Annotated in this window: 14 protein-coding genes; 11 read left to right on the forward strand and 3 right to left on the reverse strand. The window is 72.5% G+C overall.

Annotation, left to right across the window (positions count from 1 at the left end):
* Together L2I40_RS10540 and L2I40_RS10545 are read left to right on the forward strand one after the other, a co-directional pair.
* Positions 1-416, forward strand: a 416-nt coding sequence (locus tag L2I40_RS10540; RefSeq protein ID WP_372491042.1) for a hypothetical protein, incomplete at its 5' end; no start/stop codon positions are given.
* 51 nt (positions 417-467) lie between these two features.
* A complete protein-coding gene (locus L2I40_RS10545; RefSeq protein ID WP_237214864.1) occupies positions 468-986 on the forward strand; it encodes a MaoC family dehydratase in 519 nt (172 codons plus the stop codon).
* On the opposite strand, the gene L2I40_RS10550 is transcribed toward L2I40_RS10545, so the two are convergent.
* Positions 980-1,729 carry a maleate cis-trans isomerase family protein gene (locus L2I40_RS10550; protein ID WP_237214865.1) on the reverse strand — a complete coding sequence of 250 codons (750 nt, stop codon included), beginning with the start codon at positions 1,727-1,729 and terminating at the stop codon, positions 980-982. The genes L2I40_RS10545 and L2I40_RS10550 overlap by 7 nt on opposite strands.
* Before the next feature lie 214 nt (positions 1,730-1,943).
* Here L2I40_RS10550 and L2I40_RS10555 point away from each other — a divergent pair, with 214 nt between their 5' ends.
* The 9 genes from L2I40_RS10555 (at position 1,944) to L2I40_RS10595 (ending at position 9,894) form a co-directional block, all read left to right on the forward strand.
* Positions 1,944-2,447: a YciE/YciF ferroxidase family protein gene (locus L2I40_RS10555; protein ID WP_237214866.1), complete on the forward strand. Its 504-nt coding sequence runs from the start codon at positions 1,944-1,946 to the stop codon at positions 2,445-2,447.
* 96 nt (positions 2,448-2,543) lie between these two features.
* Entirely contained in the window at positions 2,544-3,551 is a 1,008-nt protein-coding gene (locus tag L2I40_RS10560; protein ID WP_237214867.1) for a LysR family transcriptional regulator, read from the forward strand.
* A 36-nt stretch (positions 3,552-3,587) separates the two neighbouring features.
* Positions 3,588-4,307: a PIG-L deacetylase family protein gene (locus L2I40_RS10565; protein ID WP_237214868.1), complete on the forward strand. Its 720-nt coding sequence runs from the start codon at positions 3,588-3,590 to the stop codon at positions 4,305-4,307.
* Positions 4,308-4,398: 91 nt separating this feature from the next.
* Positions 4,399-5,094, forward strand: a complete 696-nt coding sequence (locus L2I40_RS10570; protein ID WP_237214869.1) for a 4-carboxy-4-hydroxy-2-oxoadipate aldolase/oxaloacetate decarboxylase — start codon at positions 4,399-4,401, stop codon at positions 5,092-5,094.
* Positions 5,087-5,944 (forward strand): ABC transporter substrate-binding protein, encoded by an 858-nt coding sequence (locus L2I40_RS10575; protein ID WP_237214870.1) that lies wholly within the window; start codon positions 5,087-5,089, stop codon positions 5,942-5,944. Before L2I40_RS10570 ends, L2I40_RS10575 begins: the two co-directional genes overlap by 8 nt.
* A gap of 29 nt (positions 5,945-5,973) precedes the next feature.
* On the forward strand, positions 5,974-6,954 hold the full coding sequence (locus L2I40_RS10580) for a Bug family tripartite tricarboxylate transporter substrate binding protein (protein WP_237214871.1): 981 nt from the start codon (positions 5,974-5,976) through the stop codon (positions 6,952-6,954).
* A gap of 4 nt (positions 6,955-6,958) precedes the next feature.
* Positions 6,959-7,927 carry a Bug family tripartite tricarboxylate transporter substrate binding protein gene (locus L2I40_RS10585; RefSeq protein WP_237214872.1) on the forward strand — a complete coding sequence of 323 codons (969 nt, stop codon included), beginning with the start codon at positions 6,959-6,961 and terminating at the stop codon, positions 7,925-7,927.
* A 157-nt stretch (positions 7,928-8,084) separates the two neighbouring features.
* Positions 8,085-8,960 carry an amidohydrolase family protein gene (locus L2I40_RS10590; protein ID WP_237214873.1) on the forward strand — a complete coding sequence of 292 codons (876 nt, stop codon included), beginning with the start codon at positions 8,085-8,087 and terminating at the stop codon, positions 8,958-8,960.
* A gap of 1 nt (position 8,961) precedes the next feature.
* Complete coding sequence (locus tag L2I40_RS10595; protein WP_237214874.1) at positions 8,962-9,894, forward strand: NAD(P)-dependent oxidoreductase; 933 nt, start codon at positions 8,962-8,964, stop codon at positions 9,892-9,894.
* Positions 9,895-10,024: 130 nt separating this feature from the next.
* On the opposite strand, the gene hpxZ is transcribed toward L2I40_RS10595, so the two are convergent.
* Positions 10,025-10,414: an oxalurate catabolism protein HpxZ gene (gene hpxZ / locus L2I40_RS10600; RefSeq protein WP_237214875.1), complete on the reverse strand. Its 390-nt coding sequence runs from the start codon at positions 10,412-10,414 to the stop codon at positions 10,025-10,027.
* 4 nt (positions 10,415-10,418) lie between these two features.
* Positions 10,419-11,778 (reverse strand): AtzE family amidohydrolase (locus L2I40_RS10605; RefSeq protein WP_237214876.1); only part of this gene is annotated, 1,360 nt, incomplete at its 5' end.

Genomic DNA, 11,778 nt, shown 5'->3' on the forward strand with positions numbered 1-11,778 from the left:
TCGCGCTGGCCGCTGCCGCCGCGCGCCTCGCCGGGCGGCCGCGGCTGCGCGGCGCGGCGCCGACGCTCGACACCTGGATCGTCGTGGCGGTGACCGCCTCCGCCATCCCCTGCATGGACGGGGTGGGAGAGGCACTGGCCGCGCGCCCCCTGGATTTTGCCGGCATGCTGGCCTTCGCGCTCGGCCTGAACCTCGTGCTGCAGGCGCTCGGCTTCCTCGTCTTCCGCGCCGCGCCGCGCCGCGCCGCCCTGTCGGCGGCGCTCGTCACGGGCACCCGCAACATGGTGCTGCTGCTGGCCGCGCTCGGCGACACGGCGAGCGACCTCGGCCTCATCGTCGCCGCGGCGCAACTCACGCTCTTCGTGATGCCGGCCATCGTAGCGCCTGCCTATCGCGTCCTTGCCCGCGCAGCTTGACGGGCGCGCGCCGCCGGTCCACCCGATTTGTCCGGACAACAGGAGAGACGCATGGTCCAGGTCCACAAGGAAGTCGCCCCGCGCCGCTTCCGCGAATCCTTCGGCCGCTACTTCGAGGATTTCGCCGTCGGCGACATCTACGAACACCGCCCCAACCGCACCATCACCGAGACCGACAACACCTGGTTCACCCTGCTGACGATGAACACGCATCCGATGCATTTCGACCAGGAATACGCGAAGCATTCCGAATTCGGCCGCTGCATCGTCTGCTCGCCCTTCACGGTCGCGCTGATGGTCGGCATGTCGGTCACCGACGTGTCGCAGAAGGCGATCGCCAATCTCGGCTGGAAGGAGATCCGGCTGACCCACCCGCTGTTCGCCGGCGACACGCTCTCGGCCGAATCCGAGGTGCTGGACAAGCGCGAGAGCAAGTCGCGCCCGAACGCCGGCATCGTCACGGTGCGCACGCGCGGCTACAACCAGGCCGGCACGCTGGTCTGCGAGTTCGACCGCACCATGCTGATCGCGAAGCGCGGCTTCGACGTGGAGGAGAAGGCCGGCTACTGACGCCCGACCGGGCCCGCCGGCCGCTCCCGCAGCAGCCGGCCGGCGCCCGCGATCGGCTCCGGCAGGCCGAGCAGCGCCAGCAGCGCCCACATGCCCGCGGCGTTGGTGGTGACGACCGGCTTGCCGAGCCGCGCCTCGATCTCGTCGAGGATGGCAAGGCAGGGCATGTTGCCCCCGAGCAGCAGCAGCGCCTCGGCCTGCGCGTGGTCCGCCCGGCAGGCGAGTTCGACGATGGCGGATGGCGGCATCCGCGCGATCGAGAAGTTGTCCCGCTCGCCGCCGAAGGCGCTGGCCACCACCTCGACGCCGTTCCGCGCAAGGTAGCGCAAGCCCGCCGCGCCGACCTCGGGCGGGAAGGGCGCGGCGAAGCCGACCCGCGTCGCGCCCAGCGCGCCCAGCGCGTCGAGCACCGTGCCCGCCGCCGTCAGCGCCGGCGCGCCTGCCCAGTCGGCCAAGTCCTGCCGGATCGCCGCGTCCCATTCGGCGCCCATCCAGTAGCTCGCCGCGGTCTGGCACAGCATCACCGCATCCACGCGCGCATCGCGCACGCTCTCCGCGGCATGGCGCATGTCCGCAAGCTGCTCGCGCATCCCGTCGTCGTCGAGCCGCGTCATGGTCAGGCGCGCGAAATGGAACGACAGGCTCCGCGGCATCCAGATCGGATACTCGCGCTCGATCGAGGTGTTGGAGGAGGGAACCAGCAGGCCCACCCGCCGCCATGCGGGAGCTTCGGCCTCAGCCACGATTCGCCTCCGCAACGCCGTGGCCGCGCCTCGCGCGGCGGCGTGTCGATCGGTCGCGCATCGGCGCGGCGGGCAGGTTTGGGCGCACGCGCCGGATGGTAGCGGCGCCGGCGCGCGCCCGGAAGGACCACGGCCGCGGCGGCGGGCCGTACTGGCAGCCGAACCCGGCCCGGCGCCTGGCGTTCAGCATGCTCCGCAACCAGGGAGTGCCTCGATGGGCCTGTTCTCGAAGAGCATCAAGACGCTGGACGACCTCTTCGTCCACACGCTGCAGGACATCTACTACGCCGAGCAGCAGATCGCGAAGAACCTGCCGACCATGGTCCAGAAGGCGACCGATCCGCAGCTGAAGCAGGGCCTGCAGAAGCACCTGACCGAGACGCAGAACCAGATCCGGCGGCTCGAGCAGGTGTTCCAGATGCACGGCCAGCCGGCCAAGGGCACCACCTGCGCCGCCATGGACGGTATCCTGGACGAGGCGAGCGACATCCTCGGCGTCGCCAACGACAACGACGTCAAGGACGCGGCGATCATCTCCGCCGCCCAGGCGGTCGAGCACTACGAGATCACGCGCTACGGCACGCTGATCGCCTTTGCCCGGGAACTCGGCCGGCAGGACTGCGCCGCGGTGCTGCAGCAGACCCTCGACGAGGAATACGCGACCGACAAGCGGCTCACCGAGCTCGCAGAGAGCCGGGTGAACCGCAAGGCCGCCTGAATCGCGCGCGGCGCCCGCAGCCGGGGCGGGCGCCGCGCCGACTTCCCCGCACAGCTGGGCTGGGGCAGGCTGCGCGGCAGGACCCCCGGCCACGCGATGCCCCGCCGCTACCTCGATCAGCGCCTGAAGCTGCCCTTGCTGCGCACCTGCGACGCGCTGGCGACGCATGGAAGCCTGCTCAAGGCGGCCTCGGCGCTCGGCGTCGGCCAGCCGGCGCTGACCCGCAGCCTGGCGGAGCTCGAGGCCATCGCCGGCACCCGGCTGTTCGATCGCCACGCGCGCGGCGTCCGCCCGACCGAGGCCGGCGAGGTCTTCATCCGCCTGGCCCGCCGCGTGCTGGCCGAGTTGCGGCGGGCCGACGAGGATCTCGACCTGGTCGGCAGCGCCGAAGGCGGGACCGTCGCGCTCGGCGTGCTGCCGGTCGCGGCCGTCGGCGTGCTGCCCGGCGCCCTCATCCGCCTCAAGCGCCGCCATCCCTCGATCCAGGTCCGTCTCCAGCAGGGACGCACGGAGGAACTGCTGCCGCTGCTCGCCTCGCGCGAGGTCGAGGCGGTGATCGGCCGGCTGTATCCGCCGGCGGTGCCGGACGGGCTGCTGCGCGAGGCGCTGTGGGAGGAGCCGATCTCCGTCCTCGCCCGCGCCGGCCATCCGCTGCTCGCGGCGGCGGGCCCCGTCGCGACCGAGGCGCTGGCGCGCTACGAGCTGATCCTGCCCACCGTCAGCCAGCGCGTCGGGCAGGAGATCGAGCAGCTGCTCGCGCTGCTCGGCCTGGCCCCGGCTGCGCCGCTGCGCTCCTCCTCCTACGGCTTCATCCGGGAGATGCTGCTCGCGACCGACTGCCTCTCCGTCATGCCGCGTCTCATGATGGCCGGCGACCTGCTCCGCGGCGACCTTCGCGTCGTGCCCCTGCCGATCCCGGCGCCGCCGCGCCCGGCCGGGCTGATCCTGCGCCCGGACGCCGAGCCGTCCCCGGCGGTAGCGGCCTTCCTGTCGGCGCTGCGCGAGCATCTCGCCGAGATCGCCTCCCGCGGCCTGTCGGATATGCCCAAAACTGATAGCTCGGCGCGAACTCCGGATAGGACGGCACAGCGCCGCCGGGGCTAGGGTCCGCGTTCCAGAGACCCGTCCTCAGGCGATTCCATGGCCAGCAACACCGCCCTCGTCGTCAGCGCCCATTCCGCCGATTTCGTCTGGCGCGCCGGGGGCGCGATCGCGCTGCACGCCTCCCGCGGCTGGGAGGTCACGGTCGTCTGCCTGTCCTATGGCGAGCGCGGCGAGAGCGCGAAGCTCTGGCGCCAGCCCGGCATGACGCTCGAGCGCGTGAAGGCGGCGCGCGAGGAGGAGGCGAAGGCGGCCGCCCGCGTCCTCGGCGTGCACGACATCCAGTTCTGGGATCTCGGCGACTACCCGATCAACCTGACGAACGAGGCCTTCTTCCGGCTGGTCGACGTCTACCGCGCGATCCACCCGAAGTTCATGCTCACGCATTCCGAGAAGGACATCTACAACCACGACCACCCGACGGTGTCGGCCTGGGCGCAGAATGCGCGCATCACCGCGCAGGCGCATGGCCACAACCCGCACCAGAAGGTGCTCGGCGCTCCGCCCGTCTTCCTGTTCGAGCCGCACCAGCCCGAGCAGTGCGACTGGAAGCCCGACGTGCTGCTCGACATCTCGCCCGTGTGGGACAAGAAGCGCGCGGCGATCGAGTGCATGGCCGGGCAGGAGCACCTGTGGGAGTACTACACCCGCGTCGCCCTGCAGCGTGGCGCGCAGGCGGCGCGCAACTCCGACAAGTCCATCAAGTACGGCGAGGGCTACGTCTCCATCTTCCCGCATGTGGTGGAGACGCTGGCGTGAGCGCGCCCGATGATCGCAGGGCGGAGGCGCCGGCGGCGCCGAGCACCGGAGATCTGAATCGGTCGCGCTACGCCGCGCCGGGGGCGCGGCCATGAGTGTCGTCAGGCGCAACCCGGCGCGCGTCGCGCCGGAGCTCGCGCAGCGCTTCGCGTCCTACGGCGTCGCCACGATCCATGAGGCGCAAGGCCGCAAGGGGCTGCTGCAATCCTTCATGCGTCCGGTCTGGCCGCGCGCGAAGGCGGTCGGCACGGCAGTCACGGTCTCTATCCCGCCGGGCGACAACTGGATGTTCCATGTCGCGGTGGAGCAGTGCCGCGCGGGGGACATCCTGGTCGTCGCGCCGACCTCGCCCTCCGATGCCGGCTATTTCGGCGAGCTGCTCGCCTGTTCGCTCGCCGCGCGCGGCGTGGTGGGGCTGGTGACGGAAACCGGCTGCCGCGACGTCGCCGCGCTGCACGAGATGGGCTTCCCGGTCTGGTCGCGCGCGATCTCCGCCCAGGGCACGGTGAAAGAGACGATCGGCAGCGTGAACCTGCCCGTCGTCATCGCCGGCCAGCTGGTCGCGCCGGGCGACCTGGTCTGCGCGGACGACGACGGCGTGGTGGTGGTGCGCCGCGCCGAGGCCGAGGCGGTGCTGAAGGCGACCGAGGCGCGCGAGGCGAAGGAGAACGCGACGCGCGCCCGGCTGAAGGCAGGCGAGCTCGGCCTCGACATCTACGGCATGCGCGAGGCGCTGGCGAAGAAGGGCCTGCGCTACGAGGACGCCCCCGGGGACGCAGATGGCTGAGGCGCTGCGCGCCGCGATCGGACGCTATGCGCACACCGCCGCGCTGCTCGACGGGCGCATCGTCTCGCCCGGCGTGACGCTCGACTTCGCCGACCTGCCGGTGCCGAGCCGCGCCTTCGCGCCGATGGTGCGCGAGCAGCGCTTCGACGTGAGCGAAATGGCGATCGCCACCTTCCTGATGGCGAAGGCCTGGGGCAAGCCTCTTGTCCTGCTGCCGATCACGCTCGCCGCGCGCTTCCAGGAGGCCGCGCTGCTCTGCCGCGCGGACGGAACCGTTCAGGGCCCCGGCGATCTCGCCGGCCGCCGCGTCGGCGTGCGCGCCTACAGCCAGACCACGGGCATGTGGCTGCGCGGCGTGCTGGCCGAACGGCATGGCGTGGCGCCCGAGGCTGTGCGCTGGGTGACCTTCGAGGACGCGCATGTCGCCGAATACCGCGATCCTCCCTTCGCGGAGCGCGCCCCGAAGGGCGCGGACATGCTGGCGATGCTCAAGGCGGGCGAGCTCGACGCCGCGATCTTCGGCAACGACCTGCCGGCCGACGCCGCGCTCCGCCCGGTCTTCCACGACCCGGCCGCGGCGGGAGAGGCCTTCCGCGCCGCGCATGGCTTCGTGCCGGTGAACCACCTCGTCTGCGTCACGCGCGAGGTCGCCGCGCGGCGCGCGGAGGAGGTGCGGGCGCTCGTCGCGCTGTTCGCCCAGGCGCTCGCCGGCACCACGCTGCCCTTCGGGCGCGAGGCGCTGCGCGCGCCGCTCGATCTCGCGACGCGCTGGTGCGTCGAACAGGCGCTGATGCCGCGCTCGCTGACACCGGACGAGATCTGGGACGGATTGCCGGCCGGCATCGGCTGACATCGAACGACACTACGGGAGGAACGACAATGACACCGACCCGCCGACAGGCGCTGATCGGCCTGGGCGCCACGCTCGCAGCGCCCGGCCTGGCCCGCGCGCAAGGCGCCTGGCCCGACCGGCCGGTGCGCGTCATCGTGCCCTTCACGCCGGGCGGCACGACCGACATCCTGGCGCGCGCCATGTCGGCCGAGTTGCAGGAGGCGCTGGGCCAGCCCTTCGTGGTGGAGAACCGCGGCGGCGCCGGCGGCACGCTGGGCTCCGAAGTGGTCGCCCGCGCGGCGCCCGACGGCTACACGCTGATGATGGGCCATATCGGCACGCTCGCCGTGAATCCCTCGCTCTACCGCAACCTGAGCTTCGACACGGTGACCTCCTTCGACCCGGTCGTGCTGGTGGCGATCGTGCCGAACATCCTGGTGGTGAACCCGCGCCGCGTCGCAGCGCGCAACGTCCAGGAGTTGATCGCGCTGGCGCGGCAGCGGCCCGGCGGGCTCTCCTACGGCTCGGGCGGCAACGGCTCGGCGGCGCATATCGCGATGGTCGCCTTCAACCAGGCCACCGGCACGCAGATGGAGCACATCCCCTATCGCGGCACCGGCCCGATGATGAACGACCTGATCGCGGGCACCATCGATCTCACCTTGACCGGCGGCCCGCCGGCCCTGCCGCCGGTGCGCGCAGGGACGTTGCGCGCGCTCGGCGTCTCCTCGCTGCAGCGGCTGTCCAGCGCGCCGGAGATCCCGACCATCGCGGAGCAGGGCGTGCCCGGCTTCGACGCGACGCAATGGTACGGCTTCGTGGCACCGGCCGGCACGCCGCGGCCGATCATCGACCGCGTCAACGCGGAGTGCACGCGCATCCTTCGCAGCGACCGCATGCGCCCGCGGCTCGAGGCCGAGGGCGCCGACCCCTCGCCCGGTACGCCCGAGCAGTTCCGCGACCTCATCGTCGCGGAGCGCGCCCGCTGGGGCGAGCTGATCCGCACCGCCAATGTCCGCGCGGAGTGATGCCATGACCCGCTTCACACGCCGCGCCGCGCTCGCCGCCGCGCTGGCGCTTCCCGCCCTCGGCGCCCGGGCCCAGGTGTTCCAGCGGCCAGTCCGCATCATCGTGCCCTTCGCCGCGGGCGGCGTCGCCGACCTGACGGCGCGCGCCGTCGGGCAGCGCATCTCGCCGCTGCTCGGCCAGCCCGTGGTGATCGACAACCGCCCCGGCGCGGGCGGCATCGTCGCCGGCCAGCAGCTCATGGCCGCGCCGGCGGATGGCCACACGCTGCTGGTCGCCAGCAACGGCACGGCGATCAGCCGCAGCCTGTTCCGCACCCTGCCCTTCGACCCGCTGCGCGACTTCGCCCCCGTCGTCACGATGGGAGCCTTCCCGATCGCCGTGGTGGTCGCGCCGGGCTCGCCGATCCGCGACATCCGCGACCTCGTCGCGCGCATGCAGGCGCAGCCGGGCCGGCTCAACATCGGGTCGATCAGCATCGGCAGCACGCAGAACCTCTCGGCCGAGCTGTTCAAGATCCGCACCGGGACCCGCGCGGAAACCGTGGTCTTCCCCGCCACGCCGCAGCTCACCACCGCGCTGCTGCGCGGCGACGTGGATGCCGCCTTCGAGATCACCGGCCCCATCTTCGGCCAGATCCAGTCCGGCGCTATCCGCGTCCTCGCCGTCACCTCGGCCCAGCGCGCCGCCAACCTGCCGAACGTGCCGACGCTGACGGAGCAGGGCGTGCCGGACTACGACGTCGCCTCCTGGAACGCGCTGGTGACGCGCACCGGCGCCCCGCCGGAGACGATCGCGGCAGTGAACCGCGCGGTGAACGAGGCGCTTGGCACGGCGGAACTTCGCGACGCGCTCACCCAGGTCGGCGTCGAGCCGCGCGGCGGCACGCCGGAGGCGATGGGGCAGCTGATGACCGCTGACACGGCGCGCTGGGCCGAGGTGATCGAGAAGGCCGGAATCGAGCGCCAGGGATGAGAGCTTTGGGTGTGCATGGATGCTGTCGCATCCATGCCCTCAGACGCCGGCGCCGCACCTCCGTGCGGCTTGGCTTCACGGCACCGGCCGTGGGCCGCAGTCGCGGCCTCGGCCTGCTTCGCAGGCCGCCTGCCGTGCCAATTGCATGAGGTTGCCGATGCGAGAGATCCCGACCTGCAAGGGCCCGGACCCGGACACGAAGACGCCGCGCTACCGCGCGCCGGCCGGCGCCTGCGACACGCATTGCCACGTCTTCGGCCCGGCCGCCGTCTTCCCCTATGCGCCGGACCGCGCCTACACGCCGCCCGACGCCGGTTTCGAGGCCCTGGTGAACCTCCACCGCATCCTCGGGATCGAGCGCGCGGTGATCGTCCATGCTTCGTGCCACGGCAGCGACATGCGCGTGACGCTCGACGGCATCGCGCGCTCGGGCGGCACGATGCGCGGCGTCTGCGTGGTGGATCCGGGCGTGACGGATGCGGAACTGCAACGACTCCACGACGGCGGCATCCGCGGCGTGCGCTTCAACTTCGTGAAGCACCTGGGCGGCATGCCGGACATGGCGGTCTTCCAGCGCGTGCTGGCGCAGGTGGAGCCGCTCGGCTGGCATGTCGTGCTGCATCTCGACGCGCAGGACGTGGTGCCGCTCACGCCGGTCATCTCCGCGATCCGCATCCCCTTCGTCATCGACCACATGGGCCGCGTGCGCGCCAAGGACGGGATCGACCAGCCCGCCTTCCGCCAGCTGCGCGAGCTCATGCGCAACCCGCTCGCCTGGGTGAAGATCTGCGGGGCGGAGCGCATCAGCTCCACCGGCGCGCCCTTCCGCGACGCGCTGCCCTTCATCCGCGCGCTGGCCGAGGACGCGCCGGACCGGCTGCTCTGGGGCACCGACTGGCCGCATCCGAACATCGCCGGCGACATGCCGAACGACGGCGACCTGGTGGACCTTCTGGCCGAGGCGATCGAGGATGAGGCGATCCGCCGCAAGGTCCTCGTGGACAACCCGACGCGGCTCTACTGGAGCGACTGAGATGCGCATCGGCTTCATCGGCTTCGGCGAGGTCGGCAGCATCCTGGCGCGCGACCTGCGCGCGACCGGTCACGCCGACATCGCCGCCTTCGACATCGCCTTCGCCGACGAAGCCAGCAAGGCAAGCCGGAACCTCGCCGCGAATCCCGTGACGCGCACCGCGACCGCGGCTGAGGCTGCCGCGGGCGCGGACCTCGTCTTCTGCTGCGTCACCGCGGGCTCCGCGCTGGACGCGGCGCGCGCCGCCGCGGCCGGTCTCGCGCATGGTCCCTTCTTCGTGGACGTGAACTCCGTCTCGCCCGGCACGAAGCAGGAGGCCGCCGCCGCGGTCGCCGCCGCCGGCGGCCGCTATGTCGAGGCCGCGGTGATGACCAGCGTTCCGCCGCACGGCATCCGCTCACCCATGCTGCTCGGCGGGCCGCATGCGGAGGCCTTCCTGCCGCTGGCGCGCGACCTCGGCATGCAGGCGGAGGTCTTCTCCGCCGAGGTCGGCGGCGCCTCCTCGGTCAAGATGTGCCGCAGCATCATGATCAAGGGCATGGAAGCCCTCGTCACCGAATGCATGCTCACCGCGCGCCGCTACGGCGTGGAGCGCGAGGTGCTGGCGAGCCTGGCGGACACGCTGCCGCACAAGGACTGGCCCGGCCTCGCGCGCTACATGATGAGCCGCGCGCTGATCCACGGGCGCCGCCGGGCCGAGGAGGTGCGCGAGGTGGTGCGCACGATCGAGGAAGCCGGCCTGCCGGCGATGCAGAGCCCGGCCACCGCGGAACGCCAGGACTGGGCGGCGTCCATCGGGCAAGGCCTGCCGGCCGACATCCTCCGCGCCGGGGAGCTCGCTGGCCTGGTCGATGCGGTGCTTGCCGGCCTCGTGCAGGATGGCACCCGGACCGACGGCACAGTCCAGACGCGCGCGCCCGCCACTTCGCCCTGACGGAACCGGCCGGCCCGTGCGAACGCCGGGCGGCGCCGCGGCTTTGCCGCGGCAACGCAGCGCATCCTCCCGAGGGCGGGGAACAAAACCGGGGTCCCCGCAACACTGCGAAGCGGTTCTGTGGGGCGTTCTAGGGGGCCGGCTCGACCAGCAGGCTCACATGCGCGGCAACGACGCGCCAGCCGACGCCGGGGATGCGCACCCAGGTCTGGCTCTGCCGCCCCGTCCGCGCGCTGCCCTCGCGCTGGAAGGTCGTGTTCGCGGTCGCCATGTCGCGCCCGAAGGTGGTGATCACGGTGCGCAGCAGCGTCCGGTTCAGCCCCTGCGCGCTGCGGCCCGCGCGGAACGCCTTGATCTCGTCATAGCCGTGCAGGTTCTCGGTCGCGCCGTAGCGCAGCGTGAGCGGACTGTCCCAGAACAGCTCGTCCAGGACCTCGACGTCGTTCGACACCAGCGCGCGCTCGTAGCGCATGAACTGCTCGGTGACCTCGGCCACCACCTCGGGGATGTTGATCTCCACGGAGCTACCTCGCTGGTTGGGGAGAGCCGCAGACGCCTGAGCGCTCGAGCGCCGCGGCCACGCAGAACAGGTCGGCCTCGCGCCACGGCGCGGCGATCAGCTGGACGCCGATCGGAAGCCCGCCCGGGCAGCCGGCCGCCGCCGGGTCGGCGAGCGGCACGGCCAGCGCCGGCAGGCCGATGCAGGAGATGGGCTGGGTGTAGATGCCGAGTTGCGGGCGCGCGGGAACCCGCTCGCCCTCCACCTCGATCATGTCCTGCCCAATGGTCGGCGCGACGAAGGGCGTCGCGGGGGTGACGATGACGTCGACGTCGTCGAAAACCTTCAGCGCGGCCGCGCGGTAGGCGGCGCGCAGCCGCTGCGCCTGCTGAAGCCAATGTGCGGGCAGCAGGGCGCCCGCGAGGAAGCGGTCCCGCGTCATCGGGTCGAAGTCGTCGGGCCGCGTGCGGAGATCCGGGAGGTGCAGGTTGCCGCCCTCCGCCATGGTGATCAGGAACGCCGCGGCACGGGCGCGCGCCGCCTCCGGGATCTCGACCCGCCGCGTCGCGCCGAGCGCGCGCGCTACGATCTCCACCGCCGCGAAGGCCTCCGAATGGCCGCCGCGCGCGAAGTGACCGCCGGCCACCGCGATGCGCAGCCTGCCCGTCCCGGCGCCGAGCGTGGACGAGACCGGCTCCGCCGCGCGCCATTGCTGCACCGGATCGGCCGCATCCGCACCCTGAAGCGTGTCATAGGCGAGGGCGAGATCCGCGACGCTCCGCGCGAAGGGCCCGACATGGTCGAGGCTTGCGGCGAAGAGATAGGCGCCGCTGCGCGACAGCCGCCCATAGGTCGGCTTCAGCCCGAAGACGCCGCAGAGCGAGGCCGGCACGCGGATCGATCCGTTGGTGTCGGAGCCGAGCGTGAGCGGCACCATGCCCGCCGCGATCGCGGCCGCCGAGCCGCCGGAGGAGCCGCCCGCGATCCGAGCCGTGTCGTGCGGATTGCGCGTCGGGCCGTAATGGCTGTTCTCCGTGGTGAAGCCGTAGGCGTACTCGTCCATGTTGAGCGCGCCGAGGCAGACCGCGCCCGCCGCGCGCAGGCGCCGCACCAGGAAGGCGTCGCGCGCCGCGGGCGGCCTGTCCTTCTCGATGATCGAGCCCGCCAGCGTCGTGACGCCGGCCAGGTCGAAGAGGTTCTTCACCGCGAAGGGCACGCCGGCGAGCGGCCCGGGGTCGCGGCCATCCGCGATGGCGGCGTCCACCGCGCTCGCCTCGGCGCGGGCGCGCCCGGCGGTCACCTCGGTGAAGGCGTTGAAGCGGGCGTCGCGCGCGGCGATGTCGGCCAGCGCCTGCTCGACAACGTCGGCGGCGCGCCGCGTGCCC

Origin of the sequence: Falsiroseomonas oryziterrae (genome assembly GCF_021864505.1) — a bacterium.
Lineage (GTDB): Bacteria > Pseudomonadota > Alphaproteobacteria > Acetobacterales > Acetobacteraceae > Falsiroseomonas > Falsiroseomonas oryziterrae.